Annotated in this window: 14 protein-coding genes; 7 read left to right on the top strand and 7 right to left on the bottom strand. The window is 63.4% G+C overall.

Annotation, left to right across the window (positions count from 1 at the left end; genetic code table 11):
* Positions 1-7: 7 nt before the first annotated feature.
* Positions 8-502 (bottom strand): glycerophosphoryl diester phosphodiesterase membrane domain-containing protein, encoded by a 495-nt coding sequence (locus X738_RS0144110; RefSeq protein ID WP_051407975.1) that lies wholly within the window; start codon positions 500-502, stop codon positions 8-10.
* 155 nt (positions 503-657) lie between these two features.
* A complete protein-coding gene (locus tag X738_RS75950; protein WP_023803190.1) occupies positions 658-1440 on the bottom strand; it encodes a hypothetical protein in 783 nt (260 codons plus the stop codon).
* 150 nt (positions 1441-1590) lie between these two features.
* Here X738_RS75950 and X738_RS75955 point away from each other — a divergent pair, with 150 nt between their 5' ends.
* Genes X738_RS75955 through X738_RS75980 form a run of 6 tightly spaced genes read left to right on the top strand, consistent with a single transcriptional unit; the run spans position 1591 to position 7550 of the window.
* On the top strand, positions 1591-2217 hold the full coding sequence (locus X738_RS75955; RefSeq protein ID WP_245277832.1) for a DUF4129 domain-containing protein: 627 nt from the start codon (positions 1591-1593) through the stop codon (positions 2215-2217).
* On the top strand, positions 2214-3419 hold the full coding sequence (locus tag X738_RS75960; RefSeq protein WP_023803192.1) for a DUF4350 domain-containing protein: 1206 nt from the start codon (positions 2214-2216) through the stop codon (positions 3417-3419). Before X738_RS75955 ends, X738_RS75960 begins: the two co-directional genes overlap by 4 nt.
* Positions 3406-4362 (top strand): AAA family ATPase, encoded by a 957-nt coding sequence (locus X738_RS75965; RefSeq protein ID WP_023803193.1) that lies wholly within the window; start codon positions 3406-3408, stop codon positions 4360-4362. Before X738_RS75960 ends, X738_RS75965 begins: the two co-directional genes overlap by 14 nt.
* A complete protein-coding gene (locus X738_RS75970; protein WP_023803194.1) occupies positions 4359-5669 on the top strand; it encodes a DUF58 domain-containing protein in 1311 nt (436 codons plus the stop codon). The genes X738_RS75965 and X738_RS75970 overlap by 4 nt, the downstream gene beginning before the upstream one ends.
* Positions 5666-6697 (top strand): stage II sporulation protein M, encoded by a 1032-nt coding sequence (locus X738_RS75975; RefSeq protein WP_023803195.1) that lies wholly within the window; start codon positions 5666-5668, stop codon positions 6695-6697. Before X738_RS75970 ends, X738_RS75975 begins: the two co-directional genes overlap by 4 nt.
* The gene (locus tag X738_RS75980) at positions 6684-7550 is read left to right on the top strand and encodes an RDD family protein (RefSeq protein WP_023803196.1); all 867 of its coding nucleotides are present in this window, start codon (positions 6684-6686) and stop codon (positions 7548-7550) included. The genes X738_RS75975 and X738_RS75980 overlap by 14 nt, the downstream gene beginning before the upstream one ends.
* Before the next feature lie 15 nt (positions 7551-7565).
* On the opposite strand, the gene X738_RS75985 is transcribed toward X738_RS75980, so the two are convergent.
* Entirely contained in the window at positions 7566-8252 is a 687-nt protein-coding gene (locus tag X738_RS75985) for a D-lyxose/D-mannose family sugar isomerase (protein ID WP_023803197.1), read from the bottom strand.
* Between the two features lie 146 nt (positions 8253-8398).
* Here X738_RS75985 and X738_RS75990 point away from each other — a divergent pair, with 146 nt between their 5' ends.
* Positions 8399-9457 (top strand): D-TA family PLP-dependent enzyme, encoded by a 1059-nt coding sequence (locus X738_RS75990; RefSeq protein ID WP_023803198.1) that lies wholly within the window; start codon positions 8399-8401, stop codon positions 9455-9457.
* An 89-nt stretch (positions 9458-9546) separates the two neighbouring features.
* Here X738_RS75990 and X738_RS75995 read toward each other — a convergent pair whose 3' ends face one another.
* The 4 genes from X738_RS75995 to X738_RS76010 form a co-directional block, all read right to left on the bottom strand.
* On the bottom strand, positions 9547-10311 hold the full coding sequence (locus X738_RS75995; RefSeq protein ID WP_023803199.1) for a heme ABC transporter permease: 765 nt from the start codon (positions 10309-10311) through the stop codon (positions 9547-9549).
* A 211-nt stretch (positions 10312-10522) separates the two neighbouring features.
* Positions 10523-12295, bottom strand: coding sequence for a glucan ABC transporter ATP-binding protein/ permease (locus tag X738_RS76000; protein WP_023803201.1), 1773 nt, complete (start codon positions 12293-12295; stop codon positions 10523-10525).
* A 359-nt stretch (positions 12296-12654) separates the two neighbouring features.
* Positions 12655-21213: a GH36-type glycosyl hydrolase domain-containing protein gene (locus tag X738_RS76005; protein WP_023803202.1), complete on the bottom strand. Its 8559-nt coding sequence runs from the start codon at positions 21211-21213 to the stop codon at positions 12655-12657.
* 245 nt (positions 21214-21458) lie between these two features.
* On the bottom strand, positions 21459-22049 hold the full coding sequence (locus X738_RS76010) for a HutD/Ves family protein (RefSeq protein WP_023803203.1): 591 nt from the start codon (positions 22047-22049) through the stop codon (positions 21459-21461).
* Positions 22050-22052 lie beyond the last annotated feature (3 nt).

The following is a 22052-nucleotide window of genomic DNA, read 5'->3' on the forward strand; positions in this document are numbered from 1 at the left end:
TCTCGCGTCAGGAGAAGATCTCCGCCAGTTCGTCGACGCTGGTGCCTTCCCTAACCTGCCGCAGCTCGACATAGCTGACTGCGGTGGCGATCGACATCACCATAGACGTTACACTCGTCACCAATGCATCCACCACCGCACCCACTATCCCCCCTCCAAACAGCGCGGTTGCAGTGCCGAGCGCCAACTCGATGGCAATGGCGATAATGATCAGGATAATGAACAGGCCGAACAGCGCCCAGCGGCTTCCCTTGGTCAGATCGTGGCTGCGGCCCATCGAGCCGAATACGCCGAGCCGCTCTTGCACCAGTGCCGGCACCGCGACCGACCAACGGAGCGCCAACATGATGCCAGGCACAATCAGCAGGATAAAACCGAGGCCCACGCCTAAACCAACCAACAGGGCAATGGCGAACGTCGGCAGGAGGAAGGAGACTGCTCTCGCGATGCAGTCACCGAACGAAGGCTGCTTGCCGTTCAGGTCCTCGATGGTGGCGCGCACCAGTGACGCCTGAACGGCGTTACGGCCGATGACGGCAAGCTGTCGTTGAAAACCCTGCCGATGCGAAACTTGTCCGGTCGTTCCGTTGTCGTTGAAGACATGATGTAACCCGTCCAGTCCAGGCGGATCCTGATGCGATGAACGCGGCCTTGCCGCTATGAGAAGATTTCCGCCAGTTCGTCGACGCTGGTGCCTTCCTGGACCTGACGCAGTTCGACATAGCTGACCGCCGTGGCTACCGACAGCACCATAGAAACCACGGTCGACAGCATGGTTGCCGCCACATCGGCGACAATTCCGTCTAGCAGGAGAACGATAGCCGCCATCACCGACTGAATGACCATCGTGATGATCATAAGGATAAGGAAAAGACCAAATAGCGCCCAGCGGCTGCCCTTGGTCAGGACGCGGCTGCGCGACATGCTGCCGAGCACACCTAGGCGCTCCTGTATCAGAACTGGAATAGCCACCGACCAACCAAGCCACAATATGATTCCGGGGACCAGCAGAGCTAATGAAGCAAGGCCCGCCCCCAGCACTACGAGCAGGCCGATCCCCAGGGTTGGGAGCAAATAGCGGATGGCTATCTGGATGCAGTCGCCAAAGGACGGCCGTTTGCCGTTCAAATCCTCGATCGTCGCCCGCACGAGTGCCGACTGGAGCAGCAGCGACAGGATAAAGGATACTAATCCGGCGGCAATGCCGACGGAAGAATTCCAAAACATCATACTAGGATCGGCCACCGCGGTCGGGTCGCCCAGTGCAGTCCCGCTCAAGGTCGATTCGGTCCAGAGTCGGAGAACTGTCGCCGGCAGACCTGAGAACAGCAGCGCGAGTCCAAGGTACAGACCGATATTGCGGCTGATGACAGCAAAGCTGTCGTTGAAAACCCTGCCGATGCGAAACTTGTCCGGCCGTTCCAATGTCGTTGAAACCATGATGCGTCCCCCGCTTAATCACCGCATATCGGCTGGTGATCCCCGCATCAAATGTGCCAACATTGGAGATCGACGTCTAGCCCACTTGCAATTGCCGTTGTGCATTGCCAGTGTCGACTGGGGACCACAGGTTGCAGGGGACAGTTGGCAGTGGCACAGCCAGGCACAGCGGAAGCCGAATGGCTGGCAAGAGCGCATGAGCAGTTGATCTCGGATAAGTCGATCCAGTTCGACCTGCCGGCCTATGTATCGCCTCAGCCGCCTGACTGGCTGAAGCCGCTGCTGGACCTGTTGTCGTCGCTCGGTCCCTATATGATCTATCTGTTCTGGGGCGCGGTGCTATCAGGTGTCGCGATTATCCTGCTCCTGGTCTTCCTCGAGATGAAAGGTATCGCCTGGCGCCTGCCTTGGCAGCGCGCACGGCGCGAAACCGACGCGGAGGAAGCATGGCGTCCCGACGCCGGCGCCGCGCAGATCCTGCTGTCGGAAGCCGACGCGCTGGCCGCGCGAGGCGACTATGACGAAGCGGTTCATCTCCTGCTTCGCCGCAGTGTCGCCGATATTGCCGGCCGGCTGCCGGATTTTTTGCGCCCGTCGCTCACGGCGCGCGACATCGCCGCTGCTGCTTCGGTTCCCGCCAAGGCCCGCGCGGCGTTTGCCGAGATCGCACGCATCGTTGAAGCCGCATTGTTCGCGCGCCGGCCGGTCGGCGCCGAAGGCTGGCGGCAAGCACGCGGCGCCTATGAGCGGTTCGTCTTCCGGGATGCCTGGATATGAGCGCTGCGAGGGTCGAACCAGCGGCACAGGAACCGTTCAATCGAAGAACGCTGTTTTGGGGCATTTTCGCCAGCCTGCTTGCGGCAGCGGGTTTCTTCCTGCTGTCCACCTATGCGCCCGACTTCCGGCAACCCGGCAATGGCAGCGCCACGCCGCTGTCGAAAAGCGGCGTCGGCTATGCCGGCCTGGCGGAATGGTTGCGGCTCACCGGCGAGACGCCAGCCATGGCGCGGACCGATCAGGATCTCGGCACCGACATGCTGCTGATCGTCACCATTTCGCCAGAGAGCGATCCCGCCGCGCTCGACCACATCCTCGAACTTCGGCAGGACCTGAATACCCTCTTCGTGCTGCCGAAATGGCAAACCCTGCCGCTGGAAGAGCACGAAGGTTGGAAGATGAAATTCGGGCGATTGCCCGATCCCGTGGTGAACCAATGGCTCGGCCGGATCGCCAATGCAAAGATCGGCGTCGGCCAAAGCACGGTGCAGCAACTCGACATCGAGGGCCAGCTTGTTGCCGCCCCCGATGAATTGCAGTGGGTGGCGGACGAGCATCCAATCATAGCAGCCGGCAACAACAAGGCTGTGCTCACCGAAGTGGACGGCAAGCCCTTTTATGTCCTGACTGACCCCGACCTGATCAACAACGCCGCGATTGGGAATCCCGACAAGGCGGCAGCCGCGCTCGACCTGATTGCATTGCTGCAACCCGAGAAGGGCCAGGTCATGTTCGATCTCACGCTGCATGGCGCGGGGCGAAAATACGACCTTGCCAAGCTCCTGGTCGAACCGCCGTTTCTGGCGCTGACGCTGACGATCCTGGCCGCGGCGGCGCTGGCTTTCCTGCGCGGCCTCGGCCGTTTCGGCCCGCCGCGCGCCGAGCAGCGCGCCATTGCCTTCGGCAAGCGTGCGCTGGTGGATACGACGGCCATGCTGTTGCGGCGCGCCGGGCGGCTCGAGGAACTGGGAGGCCGTTACGCGGCCTTGATGCGGGTGCGCGCCGGCGCACTGCTGGGAGCGCCGCAGGGGCTGCAAGGCGAAGCGCTCGACCGCTGGCTCGATTCTCGCGATAAGGACGAAGTCAGCGGATTCACCGCGCGGGCGCAAGCCGCCGGCGAGGCGAAAAACCTGACACAAATGCACGAGGCAGCCGAGCGGCTGCACGATTGGACGGCAAGGAGGCTCGGTGAACGTCGGTGATGTGAAGGCCCTGGCGACACGGATCAGGGAAGAAGTGGCCAAGGCGATCACCGGACAGCACGACACGGTCGACCTGATGCTGACCGCCCTGTTCGCCGGCGGGCATATCCTGCTGGAAGGCCCTCCGGGCACGGCCAAGACAATGACCGCTCGCTGCTTCGCGCAGGCTCTGGGTGTCGCCTACGGGCGCATCCAGTTCACGCCGGACCTGATGCCTGGCGATATCGTCGGATCGAACATCTACAATTTCCAGACTGGACAGTTCACGCTGACGCGCGGTCCGATCTTCTGCGATCTTTTGCTTGCCGACGAGATCAACCGCACGCCGCCAAAGACACAGGCAGCACTTCTGGAGGCGATGCAGGAGCATGCGGTCACTTTCGACGGCACCACGCATTCGCTGGGCCGCAACTTCATGGTGGTCGCGACCCAGAACCCGATCGAGCATCAGGGTGTCTATCCCCTGCCCGAAGCACAGCTCGACCGCTTCCTGTTCAAGCATCGGGTCAGCTATCCCGGTCCCGAGGAGGAACGGGCCATCATCATCCATCACGGCGGCGGCTCCGCCTCGCACGACATCGCGCAATACGGCATCAAGGCCCAGACGGATCGCAAGACGCTGGAGAAGGCACTCGAAACCGTCGGCTCCGTCACCCTCGTCGACGACGTCGTCGGCTACATCGCGGCGCTGGTGCGCGCCACACGCGACACCGCCGATTTGGAGGTTGGCGCCAGTCCACGCGCGGGCGCCATGCTGGCCAGGGCGGCGCGGGCGCGGGCAGCGCTCGACGGGCGCGCCTATGTGATCCCAGACGACGTCAAGGCGCTGGCGGTGCCGGCGCTGCGCCATCGCGTCATCCTGTCGCCGGCCGCGCAGATCGATGGCCGGCTGGTCGAGCAGATCGTCTCCGACCTGGTCGACCAGACGGAAGCGCCGCGTTGATCTATCCCAGCGGCCGAGCGGTGTGGGCGGCAGCGGCGGGCGCGGTGCCGGCCTTCCTGGTCGCGCTGGCGCTGCCGTCGCTGTGGTATCTCGGATTGCTGTGGATCTGCCTGCTGCTGGCCTTCCTGGCGGTGGACACCGCGGCGGGACGCGGGCGGAAATCGCTGGCCGCCAGCCTCCACGCGCCGCCGCAGGTCGGCGTCGGCGGCCAGTTCACCGTCCACGTCGCCGCCCGTTTTTCAGGCCGGATGCCAACCCTGGAGGCGCGCGTCGGTCATGATGCGCGCCTGGCGCCGATCGGCGGTACCGGCGGTCCCCTGGCTGCCACCGGAGATGGCGGATCTCTCGACCTGCGGTTCCAGGCGCTGCGGCGCGGCATCGCCAGCTTCGATCGTCTGTGGCTGCGCTGGCGCGGGCCGTTCGGATTGGTCTGGAACCAGGTCGTCCTGCCGATGGAAAGCAAGGTGGCAGTGTTGCCCGACGTCCGCAGCGCCCGCGACCAGGCGATCACGCTGCTGCAGCGCAACGCCCTGCCCGACGGGCATGCGCAGCGCCGGGCCGGCCACGGCCGGGAATTCGAGGCGCTCAAGGATTATCAGCCCGGCATGGGCCGGCGGATGATCGACTGGAAGCGCAGCGCCCGCCACGGCAGGCTTCTGGCGCGCGAGTTCCGTATCGAGGAGAACAACAACATCGTGCTGGCCATCGACAGCGGACGCCTGATGTGCGAGCCGGTCGACGGCCTCCCGAAGGTGGACCGGGCGGTGGCTGCCGCCTTGCTGTCGGCGTTCATTGCGCTCAAGGGCGGCGACATGGTCAGCCTGTTCAGCTTCGATGCGCGGCCGCGCGTCGCCAGCGGCGCGGTGCGCGGCTCGGCCAGCTTTGCAATGATCCAGAAGCGGGCGGTTGAGATCGACTATTCCAACGAGGAGACCAATTTCACCCTGGCGCTGACCACGCTTGCGGCACGGCTCGACCGGCGCTCTCTGGTGATCATCTTCACCGACTTCGTCGATCCGATCAGCGCGGAATTGATGCTGCGTACCGTCGGCCGGCTCACCGAGCGGCATCTGGTGTTGTTCATGATGATCAGAGATGTCGAATTGGAGAGCTTGGCCGACATGCCGCCTTCATCAGGCGAGGATGTCGCCCGCGCCGTCGTCGCCGGCGGGCTTTTGCGCGAAAGGCAGGTCGTCATCGGCCGGTTGCGGCTGCTCGGCGCGCATGTGATCGAAGCCGACCATCACAGGCTGGGGCCGGCGCTGGTCGAGCGCTACCTGCAGTTCAAGCGCGAGGATTTGTTGTGACTGCGCCAGTTCCCGGCGATGCTGGACGCGGTGATGCCGTACGCCAGTCGCTGGCCAGCTTCCGTCGGGAGCGCGAGGCCGACTGGAAGGCGTTCGAGGCGCTACTCGCCCGCGTCGAGAAACGCGCGCCGCGAACACTGTCGGAAGAAGAGCTGCTGTCGCTGCCGCTGCTCTACCGGTCGGCATTATCTTCGCTTTCGGTGGCGAGAGCGACATCCCTCGACAGCGCACTGATCGCCTATCTCGAATCCCTGTCGCTGCGGGGTTATTTTTATCTCTACGGGGCACGCCGCGGGCTGCGCCAGCGCATCGCCGATTTTTTCCTGCACGACTGGCCGGGTACCATCCGCGATTTGTGGCGCGAGACGCTGGTGTCGGTGGCGCTGATGATTGTCGGCATCGGCGCCGGCGCCTGGCTGGTAGCGTCCGACAAGGGCTGGTTCGACGCGATCATCCCGTCAGGCCTGGCTGCCGGCCGCGGTCCCGACGCTTCGGCCGAGATACTGCGCAGCATGCTTTATGATGGCGACAATGGCTTTCTCTCAGGCTTTGCCGCTTATCTTTTCACCCATAACGTCCAGGTCGCAATCCTCGCCTTCGCGCTTGGATTTGCTTTCGCCGTGCCGACGGTGCTGCTGATGCTGTTCAACGGCTGCATGCTGGGTGCGCTGTTCCAGGTCTATTGGGCAAAGGGGCTTGGCATGGAGCTTGGCGGCTGGCTGGCCATTCACGGCACCACCGAATTGTTCGCCATCGCACTGGCCGGCGCTGCCGGCATGCGGATCGGCACGCGCATCGCCTTTCCCGGCGAGTTGACCCGCATGACGGCAGCCGCCCATGCCGGACGCATCGCAGCGACCGCGATGGTCGGCGTTTCGGTCATGCTGCTGTTTGCCGGACTGCTCGAGGGCATCGGCAGGCAGACGATCACCAGCGACGTCACCCGCTATGCCATTGGCAGCGGCATGCTCGCACTGTGGATCGGCTACTTCTACCTGTTCCAGGTGGTGCGCAATGGCGACCGCTAGGCGCGCTGCGCTGGCGACGATGCGCTCGCTGATCACGCCTGAAGGTGTCGATCTCCAGATAAAGCTGGCCGACGCCGGCACCCGCGCTGCCGCTTTCCTGCTCGATGTCGTGTTTATCGCCACGGCTGCAATCGCGGTCACGATAGTTGCGCTGTTCGGAGTAACAGGTTTCGGCACCGATAAATTGCAGCCGCTTTTCATCGTCTGGATCATCGTGATCTTTTTTCTGCGAAACGTCTACTTCATCGCCTTCGAGGCGGGCCGGCGTGCGTCCACGCCCGGCAAGCGGATCATCGGCATCAGGGTGGCATCACGCAACGGAGCCGGCCTGTCGGTCGATCAGGTCATCGCCCGCAATCTGATGCGCGAGATCGAAGTCTTTCTGCCGCTGTCGATTATCGCCGGACGGAGTGGAATGGGCGTCGCCGATACGCTGACGACAGTCTTCGGACTGATATGGGCGCTGCTGTTCGCCTTGTTCCCGCTCTTCAATCGCGACCGGTTGCGGATTGGCGACCTCCTGGCGGGAACCTGGGTCGTCGAGGCGCCTAAGCGCACGCTGATGGAGGATCTGTCGGCACGAAAAGATCCGGTCGCCAGGACTTTTCAGTTCAGCCACGCCCAGCTCGATGCCTATGGCATCGCCGAACTGCACAAGCTGGAGGAGGTGCTGCGCCGCGACGACTATTTCGCGCTGCGGGCGGTGGCTGGGACGATCGGACGCAAGATCGGCTCAACGCCGCAGGCGCATGATGCCCGCCCGTTCCTGACCGCGTACTACGGCGACCTGCGAGCCCATCTCGAGCGAAAGCTGCTGCTGGGCAAGCGAAAGGAAGACAAGCATCAGCGTTAGGAACGAAAGGCCGTCTTACCCCATCCACTTCTCGTAGTCCGACACCAGGAGGTGCAGCGGCGCGACGTCCTCGTCGATGTCCGCGAAGCGGCCGATCGGCTCGCGGAAGACATTGTCGGTGAGATCGTCGTTGACGGTCGAAACCTCGCCGATCAGCACGTCCTTGCCCTCGGCCCAGAAGGCGTGCCAGACGCCCGGCAGCAGCGTCACGCTCTCGCCCGGATCGAGCTTCAAGAGCCCACCCGCCGGCAGCCGGTGGATAGTCCCGTCGACCGGCACCGATACTTCCGCCTTCGGATCGATGCCGCCATCGCGATCGTGCATGAACAGCTCCAGCACCAGCTTGCCGCCGCCGCGGTTGATGATGTCCTCGGCCTTGATGTTATGGCGATGCATCGGCGACAGCTGATCCTTGCGCGAGATCATGATCTTCTCGGCATAGAGCATGCCCATGCCCATCTTCATGTCCTCGTAGCGACCGTTGCGAACGGTGAACAGGAAGAGGCCGAGCTCGTCGAACTTGCCCTGGCCGTAATCGGTGATGTCCCAGCCGAGCCGCGAGGAGAAGATGGCCGACGAATCCTGCCGGCGCGCCTTCATCTGTTCCGGGGTCCAATAGGCGAAGGGCGGCATGATGTAGCCGAACGAACGGATGAAGGCATCGGCGTCGCGGATGATTTCGTTGATAGCGGAGCGTTTCATGGTTGTGGTTCCTTCCCATTGGCTTGGGCGATCTCCAAACCGAATAGCCGAACACCGATCCGGTGTCGACGTAAACCGCGTGCTGGCCTCATGACATCCGGGCCGATCAAGGCCATAAGTCCAGGCAAATCCCAGGGTGAAAATCCATGCTGAGCATAGACGACCTCGATACACCGGCGATCCTGATCGATGTCGACCGCGCCGAAGCCAACATCGCGCGGGCGCAGGCCCACGCCGATCACCACGGGCTGAAGCTCAGGCCGCACATCAAGACCCACAAACTGCCTTACTGGGCAAAGAAGCAGATCGCAGCGGGTGCGGTCGGTATCACCTGCCAAAAGATCGGTGAAGCCGAGGTGATGGCCGATGCTGGGCTCACCGACATTTTTCTGCCTTACAACATTCTGGGCAGGGCCAAGCTGGAGCGCCTCAAGGCGCTGCACGACCGCGTGACGCTGTCGGTGACGTCAGACAGCATGGAAACGCTTGCGGGTCTCGCCGCCACATTCACCGATCCAGGCCAGCCGCTACAGGTACTGGTGGAGTGCGATACCGGCATGGGCCGCTGCGGCGTTCAGTCGGCCGGCCAGGCGGTCGCATTGGCCAGAGAGATCGACAAGGCCAGGGGGCTCGCCTTCGGCGGGCTGATGACCTATCCCGCGGCAGGCCGCGCTGCCGAGGCTGAGGCGTGGCTCGCCGATGCGCGCCAGGCGCTCGCCGCGTCCGGCCTTGCCTGCCAACGCATCTCCAGCGGCGGCACGCCGGATATGTGGCGCGCAGGCGAGGCTTCCGTCGTCACCGAGTACCGCCCCGGCACCTACATCTACCTCGACCGCTACCAGGTCGCCAAGGGCGTCGGAAGCCTCGACGATTGCGCGCTGACGGTGCTGTCGACGGTGGTCAGCCATCCGACGCCGACACGGGCCATCCTTGATGCCGGCAGCAAGGCCTTGTCCAGCGACACGCTGGGGCTGCCCGATTTCGGCGAATTGCTGGGTATTCCGGGCGCCACCGTCACCAGCCTCAGCGAGGAGCACGGCAACGTCACGCTTTCCGGCGACGCCAGGCTGCGTATCGGCGAGCGCGTGCGCATCGTGCCCGACCATTGCTGCGTCGTCACCAATCTGTTCGACGAAGTTCACTTGATCGCCGGAGAACGGGTGCTGGAGACGCTGCCGGTGGCGGCGCGCGGCCGCATGGGGTGAGAAGCGGTCCGCGGAGCGGACGGAAAGCCAATTGCTTGGCTTTCGAGCTTTGACCCCCTGAGCCTGCGAGGGGGCAAAGCTGAAGGGAGTCAGGCTGATTGCCGTTCGGCCTGCCGTGCCGCGACGCGGCGCATGGCAATGACCCGGCGACGCAGGATTTCCGTGCGCATCGCCATCAGATGCAGCGCGAAGAACAGCACGGTAAAGCCCAGAGCCATCACCAGCAACGGCCGCAACAGGCTGGGATCGATGGTCGGCCCACCGAGCCGGATCACCGAAGCCGGCTGATGCAGCGTGTTCCACCAGTCGACGGAGAATTTGATGATCGGGATGTTGATGAATCCAACCAGGGTGATGACTGCAGCGGCCCAGGCGGCGCGCGCGGCATCATCGAGGGCCCGCGTCAGCGCAATGATGCCGAGATACATCAGGAACAGCACGAACACCGAGGTCAGCCGCGCATCCCACACCCACCAGGTGCCCCACATCGGCTTGCCCCAGATCGAACCGGTGATCAGCGCGAGCGCTGTAAAGACGGCGCCGATGGGTGCCGCCGATTTGAGCGCGACATCGGCCAGCGGATGGCGCCACACCAGAGTGCCCAACGCGGAAACCGCCATCAGCGTGAAACACATCATGGCCAGCCAGGCGAAGGGCACATGGATGTACATGATACGTACGGTGATGCCTTGCTGGAAATCCTCCGGCGCCGTGAAGCTCATGTAGAGCCCGGCGGCCAGGAGGAGTGTGGCGATGGTTGCCAGCCACGGCACCACCTTGTCGGCCAACCCGACAAACCGCGTCGGGTTGGCGAAATCCATCCAGCCGCTGAGGCGCGAAGTCATGTCACTCATGCAGCTTTACATAAACCGGTGACAGGCTTGGGGCAACTACAGCACCGTGTCGCAGGCGGGGTCTTGCCTTCTCCCCCTGTGGGAGAAGGTAGCCGAGCGAAGCTCGGTCGGATGAGGGGTGCTGGCCGGAGCGAGGCCGGCGCCAAGCTGGAGCACCCCTCATCCGTCGCCTTCGGCGACACGTTCTCCCACAAGGGGAGAAGGCAAGAACTCAGGCGGCCGCGTCCGTGATGGTGCGGCTGAGGCGGCGGACTTCCTCGTCGTTGAGCAGGCCGCCGGCGCGCAGCAGGCTGGCGAAGCGGCCATTGCGCATCGACAATTCTGCAAAGCCACCCATTTCGACCACCTTGCCCTTGTCCATGAAGACGACCAGATCGGCATCGCGAACCGTGGTCAGGCGGTGTGCGATGATGAAGGTGGTGCGGCCGCGCCGCAATTCGTCGATCGCTTCCTTGACGCGGTCTTCCGTCTCGACGTCAAGCGCGCTGGTCGCTTCGTCGAGCACCAGGATGGGTGAATCCTTCAGCACGGCGCGCGCGATTGCGATACGCTGGCGCTCGCCGCCCGAAAGCTGTCCACCGCGTTCGCCGACGACCGTATCGTAGCCGTTGCTCTTCGACAGGATGAAATCCTGCGCGGCAGCGGCGTTCGCGGCGGCATGGACCTCATCATAGGTCGCCTCGGCGCGCCCGACGCGGATATTGTCCTCGATCGAGCGGTTGAGCAGGCCCGCATCCTGGAACACGGTGGCGATCGAGTGGCGCAGCGACTTGCGGGTCACCGTGCGGGTATCGATGCCATCGATCAGGATACGGCCGCTGGACGGCGAAAAGACCCGCTGCAGGAGATTGATCAGCGTGGTCTTGCCTGCGCCCGTCGGGCCGACGATGGCCACGGTCTGGCCGGCATGGACCTCGAACGACACGTCGTTCACGCCCTGCCCCGAATTGGCGAATTCGAAGTTGACGTTTTCGAAACGCACATGACCAGTGACGTTGACCAGGTCACGCAACCCGTCCGGCTCGGCGGCCTCAGCCGCGGAGTCCTCAAGGCGATAAAATTCCTCGAGCTTGGCCCTGGCTTCCGAAATCTGGTTGGCGAAGGCTGACATCTGGTCGAGCCGGGCGATCAGCAGCGTGGCAAAGCCGGTAAACGCGATGACGTCACCGATACGCAATTGGCCATGCATGACCAGATAGGAGCCGATCAACAGCACGACCATCATCGAAATGGTCGACGACAGACGGTGCAGGGCGTTGGCCAACGCCCACCAGTCGAGCACCGGATACTGGGCATCAAGCAGATTCTTGACATAGCGCTTCAAGGCGTCGGTCTCGTGGCCGATGCGATTGTAGCTCTGCAGCACGGCGACATTGCTGACCGAGTCGCTCACATGCGCGAACACCTGGTGAAAATGCCGCTCCACGGACGCCTGGCCTACCCTGGTGCGACTCATCACCAGCCGGCCAATTCCGACGTAGAGCGCGCCCAGCGCCAGCAGGACCATCGACATGCGAATGTCCATGCTGAGCGCCGTCGGCACCAGCAGAACCAGCGCGACAACCGTGGACAAATGCTGCCTCATGAACTCGAGCCAGAGGCTGAACAAGGTCTCGACCGCGCGCAGCAGCGTATGCAGGGAATTGGAGGTGCCGCGCTGATGATGCCAGGCAAGCGGCATGGTGATCACGCGCTCGAATGATTGGCAAAGAACCTCGCTGCGCCGCGCATGGGCAAAACGGTCCGCGCCGCGCGCCACCAGAACGAAGGCGATGACGTTGAAGACGCCGATACCGGCCCATAGTCCGAGCGTCGAAAAGACCGAGCCGCTATCCGAAATGGCATCGATCACCCGTCCGAACATGATCGGCTCAAGGATGGCGATAATCGCAAGCGCGACATTCGCCCCACAGATAAACGCGACGCGTTTTCTGTCGGCAGCGAGATAACCGAGCGCTCTCCAGTAGATTTGCAGAAGGGACACTTCAGCTACTCCGGCAAATTGTTATTGTGCACTGCATCATTTCTGACTCGTACTCGTTGACGTGTCGCGAAACAATGCCCTCGTACCCCTTCAGTTCCCAATTCGCGAACAAAAGATGGCGACGCTGCGAAATCTGTCGTGATCACCTAACGGTTTGAGAAGAAAGGTAAAATGTCAGCCTTGCGGCAAAATCGTGGCAGGCCGGAAGCACTGCCGAAATTTTAATCAGCAACTTGGCATGTACGAATCCCAAAAGCCTGCATCGGCTTTTGGGATATCTCATGCGCAATAGAATTGCTCGAGCAACTTTAAATAACGCACATCCTCAAGATGTACAAAGACGCTCCAAATCCTTGAAGCTACGCCGGTATCCTGACGACCAGATCGGCCTTGTCGCCGGCTTTCGGTTCGAAAGACGAAGCCTTCGTCTTTTTACCATTTACCTCGAGCGAGACGGCTTTGGCCTTCTTGTCGCGGACAACCTGAACCCTGAGCTCGGCCCCCAGCACCTTGAGCGTTGCCGCATAGCCATCCCAATGGCTGGGCAGTTTCGGCCTGAACTGGATGCGCTCGCCCCTGCGCTCGATGCCGAGGATGCCTTCGACCGCCGCGCGATAAAGCCAGCCGGCCGAGCCGGTATACCAGGTCCAGCCGCCGCGGCCGCCCTTGCCTTGCCCGGCGTAGACGTCCGCCGCGACGACGTAAGGCTCGACGCGGTAGTGCTCGGCAGCGGCCTCGTCGAGCGCATGGTTGACCGGGTTGAGCATCGAGAAGCAGCGGTAGGCGTCGTCGACGCGCCCCATTTCGGCGAGCGCAATGACGAACCATGTCGCTGCGTGGGTGTACTGGCCGCCGTTTTCACGGACACCCGGCGGGTAGCTCTTGATGTAGCCTGGGTTCTGTTCCGTCCTGGAAAAGGGAGGGGTGAAAAGCTTTACGATGTTGAGCTCGTCGTCGACGAGCATTTTCATCGCCTGCTGCATCGCCGTCGTCGATCGCGCCGGATCGCCCTCGCCCGACAGCACGCTCCACGACTGGGCAATCGAGTCGATCTTGCATTCCTGCGAACTGCGCGACCCCAGCGGCGTGCCGTCGTCGAAGCTGCCGCGACGATACCATTCACCGTCCCAGGCCGTACTTTCCAGCGCCCGCTTCAGCACGCCCGCATGTTTTGTCCAGGCTTGCGCGCGCTTGGCGTCGCCTTCTGCCTTGGCGACAGCTGCAAAGTCGCCCAGCGTCTTCAGCAGGAACCAACCCAGCCAGACGCTCTCGCCCTTGCCCTGCTCGCCGACACGGTTCATGCCGTCGTTCCAGTCACCGCCGAGGATCAGCGGCAGTCCGGCGGGGCTGCTGCGCTTGATGGCAAGGTCAAGTGCGCGCGCGCAATGATCGTAGAGTGAAGCGGACTTCTTCGATATCTCCGGGGTGAAAAAGGCGTCGTGCTCGCCTTCTTCCAGCGGCGGCCCTTCGATGAAGGGCAGTTGTTCCCTGAGGATCGCGGTATCGCCGGTCACCAGCAAGTAGTGTGCCGTGGCGTGGGCGAGCCAGACCACGTCGTCGGAAATCATGGTGCGGACGCCTGCCTCGGTTCGCGGCAGCCACCAATGCTGCACGTCGCCTTCGGGGAATTGCCGCCGCGCCGCGTTGAGGATCTGGTCGCGCGCCAGTTTCGGATCATGGAGAAGCAGGGCCAGCGTGTCCTGCAACTGGTCGCGGAAGCCAAAGGCGCCGCTCGCCTGGTAAAACGCCGAGCGGGCGCGGATGCGGCAGGCAAGGCTCTGATAGGGCAGCCAGTGGTTGACCATCGCGTTGAGCGCCCTGTCCGGCGTCTCGACCTGGATGGTGTCGAGAAACCCTCGCCAGGTGCGTTCATTGTCAGTCAGCCGCTGATCGAAATCCTTGCTGCAGTGGTGCCGTACCAGCGCGCTGGCTTCCTCGGCAGAGGCTGCATCGCCGAGCAGCCAGAGCAGCGTCACGTCGCCGCCGGCAGGGATCTCGACGTCGCGTGCAATTGCCGCACAAGGATCGTCGCCCGCCTCGACGCGGCCCGACAGGCTTGCGCCGCTGAGCACGGCTTGCGGGAGTTCGCTGGTGCCGTGGCGGCCAATGAACTCGCCGCGGTCGGCCGTCACCGAGTGTGCCGCGCCGTCGGCGGCCAGGAAGGCGACCCGCTCGCTGAAATCGAGCCCGTAGGGATTTTGCGCCAGCAACGCGCCCGTCGCGGCATCCCTGGACGGAACGATGGTCGCCGCCGTGCGCGAACGATGGCTGCCAAGAACCCATTCCGCATAGGCATAGACGCGCAGTCGCGCCGGCGCCGAGCCGGAATTCTGGATGCGCAACCTGGAGATTTTCACCGGATCGACGGAATCCACCACATGGGTAAGGTCCATCGACAGCGGCCCGCGCTTCGAACGGAAGGTCGAAAACCCCTGCCCGTGCCATGTTTCGTAGGTCATGGCGGGATCGCGGACGACGGCGGCCAGCGGCGAGAACGCCCGGCCGCTGGCATGGTCGTAGATATAGATGCCCTCGCCTGGCCGGTTGGTGACCGGGTCGTTCGCCCACGGCGTCAGTTGATAGTCGCGGCTGTTTCGGCTCCAGGTGAAGGCAGCGCCTTCAGCCGAAACGTGGAAACCGAACGAGGCGTTGGAGACGACGTTGATCCAGGGCTGCGGCGTCATGCGGCGGCCAGCAAGGCGCACGACATAGTGGCGTCCGTCGCCCTCGAAACCGCCAAAACCGTTCCACTGGTTGAGCCCGCTGCCGTCGGCACTGCCGTCGAACGAGGCTTGGGCCCACGTCTGTGGCGCCGGCGGAGACGGTTCACGAAGCGCTGCTGCACCCGCCGGCTGCAAGGCGTCCCGCGCTTGCAGCGCAGCGGCCTCGGCGCGCTCGATCTGATCGAAGATAGTGCCGTTGCGCGTGTGCAGAACGACGCGAGCAGTGGCCAGCAGCGTCTTGTAGGTCGCCTCGTCCATGAGGTCGCGGCGCACCGCGAAGATGTGCTGGCGGGGTCCTAGCTCCTTGCCGCGCAGGCGGCTGTTTTCGCACAGCGTCTCGACCGCCCGTTGCAGGTCCTGCACGTAGGACGAAGCCTGCTCGTTGATGACGACAAAGTCGATCATCATGCCTCGGGCGCGCATGTATTCCTGGAAGCGGAGCGCCTGGGCAACGATTTCGAGATCGGCGACATCGCCGATCCTGACCAGGAAAATCGGAAAGTCGCCGGATATGCTGGTCGGCCATAGGCCCGATTGCCTACCGAGCCCGGAAGCGATCGATTCGGCCGGAAGCCGCAGGAACGGATCCGGATAGATCAGGTAGCGCGCCAGATTCTGCACATTGGCGGCATCGGCAAGGCTGAGACCGAGATGCCGGGTCTGCACCTGTGAGCGGGTCCAGGCGAGCATCGCCTGGCGCGCGAAGGCTTCCGGATGATCAAGCCGCGCAATGGCTTCTTCGAGTTCGGCACGGTTGGCGCCGACGGCAGTCCAGAAGGTCAGCGCTATCTTCTTGTTGGCCGGCACGCGCACCTGTCGGCGAAGTGCCGCGACCGGATCCAGCGTGAAGCCGGAATGGCCGCCAAGCTTGGCGCCGGGATCGAATGCGGCGGCCTCGGTAATGGTGCGGCCGCGGCCTATGAAGGCGCGCCGGTCGGTTTCGGCCTCGGCGTCGCGCGTCGACCCAGACGGGTCGGTGACGAAATGCACCATGGCGACATCAGGCTCGTCCGTTTCCCGCTTACGTCTGGTGGCGAAGATCGCTGCGTTATTCGCAGCGATTTCGGTTTCCACGAACATTTTCGAGAACGCCGGATGCGCGTTGTCGGATGCTTCGGAGCCCAGCACCAGTTCAGCGAACGAGGTCACTTCGATATGCCGGTCGACCGGGCCGTCATTGTAGAGCGTCACCCGCCGGCCTTCGCCATTTCCTTCCGAAATGACGATGCATTCGACCTCCGAACGCAGTGATCCCACTGACTTGACGAAGCTCGCCTTGTCGTCGGAGAACAGCGTCCGCACCTCTTCGTGGGTGGCACGCTTCGGCTCGGCGGTGGCCGACCACCAGTCGCCGGTGCCGGAGTCGCGCAGGAAGATGTAGGAGCCAAGCCGATCCTCGGTCGGGTCCGGCTGCCAGCGCGTGACGGCAAGCTCGCCCCAGCGACTATAGCCGGAGCCGGTCGCGGTAACCATGACCGAGTAGCGGCCATTGGACATGACGCTGGTCGAACGCAGCGCCTTGAGCGGGTTGAGCACGATGCGCGTATCGGGGCTCTCGGCTTCCGTTTCGTCCTTCGACCGTTCGTCGGCCTCGGTCCTGACGGTGGCGGTCGGGATGTCGCGCGGCGCTCTTTCCTGCAGCAGCAACTCGGCCGACTCGATCACCGGATCGCTGTGGAAGCGGTCGCGCAGGCGTCCTTCGAAGATGGCGTCGGCGACGGCGGCGATCGACATGCCGGAATGGTGGGCCATGTAGTTCAGCACGACGACATGGTCGGTGCCCTCCGGCACGCGTTGCGGCGTGAAATCGACCGCATCGTAGAAGCCGTGCCGGCCAAGGGCGCCGAGCCGCCGCAGCCTGGCCAGGTTCTGCACCGATTCACGCGGGGTGAACTGCGCCGCCAGCACGGTCGCATAAGGGGCAATCACCGTGTTCTGGCCGAGACCTCGCTTCAGGCCCAGCCCGGGCACGCCGAAGTTGGTGTACTGGTAGGTCAATTCGCGATCGCGGGCGTTGTAGGCCGCTTCCGAAATCCCCCAGGGCACGTCCTTCGAGCGGCCGTACTGGATCTGGCGCTTGATGATGAGCTTGCTGGTCTGGTTGAGGATGCTGCCTTGCGGCTCCTTCATCACCAGCGGCGGCATCAAATACTCGAACATCGAGCCGGACCAGGACATCAGCGCGCCCTTGAACCCGATCTCGACGATCGGCCGGCCGAGGTGGAACCAGTGCTCCGTCGGCAGATCGCCCTTGGCTATGGCGAACAGGCTGGTCAGCCGCGCCTCGGAAGCCAGCAGGTCGTAGCAGCTTTCGTCGAGCTGATGCTCCTCGACCCGGTAGCCGATCGACAGAAGCTTGCGTTCCTTGCGCATGAGGAAGGAGAAATCCATCTCGAAGGCAAAGCGGCGCGTACGCTCGCGCAACGACAGAAGCTTGGCCCGCAGCGCCTCGACGGCAGTGTCGTCGCTATGCGCGTCATGGACATGCGCTTCGCAGGTGGCTTCCAGTCTCGCCGACCAGTCGGCGATGGTGTCGCTCTGCGTCGATGCGGCCTCAGTATGGATGGCGATGGCGAGCTTGCGGATCTCGCCGGCCAGAACGGCCAGGTTGATGGTGCGGATCGACGCCATCTCGGGCTGTGCCTTGATCGATTCGACCGCGCGTCGCATGCCATCGAGGCGATCGGCAAGTCGCTGGCGCAACGGCCGCAACTGACGGCGGTCGTCAGGCAACTCCGCCAGGCTTTCGTCGAGAATCGTCACCGTATCGAGGATACCCTCGAAGTCGCCCTGAAGGTGGACTGCAGGCGCTTCCGCCCATTCGGCACAGGCTGCCGCCACCGCCACCAGATGGCCGGCGAGATTGCCGCTATCGACGGCGGAAATGTACAGCGGATAGAGTGGCTTCAGGGTCGTCGTGTCATACCAGTTGAAGAGATGGCCGCGCTCACGCGGCATGCTCTCGATAGTCGACATCGTCGCGTCGATGCGGGTGGTGGCGTCGGACAGGCTGATCCAGCCGAAATCGCGCGCCGAAACAACTGACAGGAGATAGACGCCGATATTGGTCGGCGAGGTGCGGGGGGCCACGACAGGCGCCGGGCTTTCCTGGAAATTGTCGGGCGGCAGATTGTGATGCTCGGCCGTCACGAAGGTCTCGAAATAATGCCATGTGCGCCGCGCAATCGTGCGCAGCACATGGATGTCCGCCGCCGATATGCGCAAACGGTCCTCGGTTTCGGCCGAGCGGCTGATAAAGTAGGCGAAGGCCGGCGAGCCGATCCAGAACAGCGCGAAGAAGAAGGCGACGAAAGCTCCGGTGGAATCGGCCACAACAGGGATGGCGAGGCCGACGGCGCCGACGATCACTGCACCGTACATCATGCCGTAATAGGAGCCGAGATCGTTGTCGCCGATCTTGTGAGCCTGCGAGGCAGTGCGCCATTCGAGCAGGTTCTTCCGGCTGACGAACAGGCGGTAGAGCGTGCGAATGATGGCATCGCCCATCATCCAGGCCAGATGCGCCATCAGCACGATCTTCAGAGCCACCAGGGCGGTGCCGAAGACGACGTCGCGCGCCAGCGCCGAGAAATGACCGCGCGGCGTCTGGTCGCCGCTTTTCGGCAGGATGGCGTGGACGATGTCGAATGTGGGCGCCATGAAAAGTGTGAGGATCAGCAGCGCCTGCCATTGCGCGGCCTGGGTGAAGGGCAGCAGCGTCCAGCCGGCGATCGCGGCCATCACCCAGAAGATCGGCGTCAGCGACCGGCGCAGATTGTCGACCATCTTCCAGCGCGACAGCGCCGGCACGCCGGAACGCGGATTGAGAATGAAGCCCAGAAGCTGCCAGTCGCCGCGCGCCCAGCGATGGTGGCGCGACGCGTCGACCGAATAGCGGGTCGGATAGTCCTCGACCAATTCGACGTCGGTGACCAGTGCCGCGCGCGCCAACGCGCCTTCGAGCAGATCGTGGCTAAGCACGGTGTTTTCTTCGATGCGGCCCTTCAGCGCCGCCTCGAAGGCGTCGACGTGATAGAGCCCCTTGCCGGTGAAGGAGCCGTCGCCGAAGACGTCCTGGTAGATGTCCGAGACGGCAAATACGTAGGGATCGAGGCCGCGATTGGCAGAAAAGACCCGCTGGAAGAAGGATGCGTCGTCGCCGCTGGTCAGCGGAGCGGTGATGCGCGGCTGCAGGATGGTGTAGCCGGCGGTGACGACGCGCTTTGCCGCATCGTAATGCGGGCGGTTGAGCGGATGGCAAAGCTTTCCAGCCAAACTGGCGACGGCATCGCGGGTGGTGCGCGTATCGGCATCCAGCGTCATCACATGGATGACCTTTTCCGGCAACGGCACGTCCAGCGGCAGAAAGGTGGTGTCGCTGTCGCCACGCAGCAGAAGATTCAGTTCGTGGAGCTTGCCGCGCTTGCGTTCCCAGCCCATCCAGGCGCCCTGGGATTCATTGTAGAGCCGCCGGCGGTGCAGGACATAGAAACGCGGCGCGCCTTCGCTGGGATAGCGGGCGTTCAGCCGCGCGATCTCGTCGCGAGCATATTGGAGGATCTCGATATCCGCCGCATCGATTTCGGTTTTGCTGTCAGGCCAGTCCGAAAGCAGAGCGAAATGGATTTCGTCCGCCGTGTTGGCCAGGTGGTGCACTTCGATGTTGCGGATGTTCTCCTCGACGTCGTCGCGCGAGCCGATCAGCGACGGCACCACCACCAGCGTGCGCGCCTCGGGCGGCATGCCGCGTTTATAGTCGTAGCCGACGAGGCGCGTCGGCTTCAGGAACAACGATACGACGGTGTTGAAGAAGGCAAGCGCGCCTTCGCTGGCCGGCACGGCAAACAGCGCCAGCATCAGGACGATCGACGGTATGGACAGGCCGAGACTGGCAAGGGCGTTGCCGGAGAGGACAAGAAGCAGGACCGTCAGCGCGAACACCGGCACGACAATGCCCAGCCATCCGGTCTTGCGGAACGCCCGTTTGATCGTGACGCTGACCGTCGGCCGATAGCCGATCGCCTTTTCCAGTTCCAGCCGGCGCGGACCGACCAGAAAGAACCCGACGTCGGTGTGAGCGGTCGGACCGGTGACGGTGGTATCGGCGACAGCGGCATGGCCGGCGAGTTCGATCGCCTTTTCAGCAACGCGGAATTCGGAACGATCGGAGCGGCGCGCCATTTCCTCGATCGCGGTCCGGTACTGGTCGCGCGAGAAGAAATCGAGCGCGGCAAAATCGGTGCGCTCGCGCAGCAAGGTGTCGATGCGGCTGACGTCTTCGAACCAAACCGTCCAGTCGATATCGTTGATGAGCCTGAGGCCGCGGATGATGTTGCCGGTGGTTACGTTGCCGCTGGACAACGTGCGATGCTCGCTGATGATGATTTCCTCGGCATCGGAGCCGGACCTTTCAAGCTCGCCCTCCAGCCATTCCAGCGCCCTGCCGGCATTTTGCGACCCGTCGCGCAGGCGGTAGAGCAATTGGGTGGCAAAGGTGGTGTCTTGTGCATGGGCGACGTAGTTCGACAGGATCGCCTGACGGTCGGCGGTTTCATCGAGTGCCAGCACGCGGTCTGCGACCTCGTTGGCAATCTGGCGCATCTGCCGGGTACGACTGACCCGAACCGCGATCCGGCGAAGATTTTCGATCAAAACGAAGCGCAGCAGCGATGGCAGCGCCCAGAGTTCGCCGATCTTCAGCGGCTCGACGGCCTGAAAGCCTTCGACGATCGCCTTGAACATGGTCGCCGAGACCGAACTGTCCGAATGGGCGACATAGGTCCAGGCCAGCGCAAGGGCGCGCGGCACGCTGGCGCCGTCGGACAGTTTCAGGGTCGGCAACTGACGATAGAAGCGGCGTGGCAGGTCGCGCTTGACCTGGAAGATGGTTTCTTCGACCAGATAATTGTTGTCGAGCAGCCATTGCGCCGCCGGCGTGATCGTCTCGCCTCTCGCCTGCGCGGCATTGGTCGAACGGTAGACTTCGAGAATCTTGCTGGCGCTGTCGCGGACGCGTGGCTGGAAATCGAACGGCTCCAGGCCGAACAGATCCTTGACGTCACCCTTGGCGAGGCTTGCACCCAGCGTGCGCAGGCGCTCTTCCGGCAGGAAATTGGAGCGTATCGGCTCTTCCGTGATGGCCGGAAAGCTCGCGCTCGTCTTTTCCATTTGGGTGGGGTCTGTCTGGATATTCATTGAAAATTCCGCATGGGGGACGCGTTAGCGGCGTCACCGCCACGGCAATGTCCCTAGAACCGATTGAAATGGAATTAGTTGCATCGAAACAAGGGCCGAAAGTTTATTTTCGCACCAAGACCTGCAGACGAACCACCTCCCTCCCGCCGGGAGTTGATCGACGGAAGGATTCAGGCTTTTTCGTGATCTGGGCTTGAGCTTACGGCATATTTCGCCGGTGTTGTGATCATGTTTCGAAACAGGCGTTAATCGTTTGCCGAAACGCGATCGATGCGGATCACGAACAGCGTCGCTGGTCGCGCAGGCTCCAGGCGCTGTGACAGAGCGTCGTCCGGCCCGAGCAACAGCGCGTCGCGCGGTCCGATGTGGACAGGCGCCGCGCCGGCCACCGAGATCTCGCCGTCAACACACAGGATGAGGGTCGCATCGGCGGCTGACTGGATGTCCGTCGGGTCTGAAATCACCAGGCGTTTGACGGCATGGGTCATCCGTCCACGCCGCGTCATGACGTTGAGATCGGTGATCGGACCGGCGATCAGCGCCGCTTGCGTCGGCACATCGGCCGCAAAGGAAAGCGGGGCGGACGTTTTGGTCAGCGTAGCCGCCGGGCGGCCGGTAATATCAAGGATAATCCCCTCGCCTTCCAGCACGGCCAAGCTTCGGTCCACTCCGGCAAACTCGGAGAATGGCCCGCCGCTTTCGACGCGCGCCATGGAGACGCGCCAGTCGAAATCGTCGAGCGCAGCACCTGCGGGCGACACGGCGATTTCCGTCGTCACCCCGCCGCCGTTCTTCCACGGCATGGACCGGTATTTGGCTGCCCGGAGGATGCGCAAGGC

Source organism: Mesorhizobium sp. L48C026A00 (genome assembly GCF_000502375.1).
Classification (GTDB): domain Bacteria; phylum Pseudomonadota; class Alphaproteobacteria; order Rhizobiales; family Rhizobiaceae; genus Mesorhizobium; species Mesorhizobium muleiense.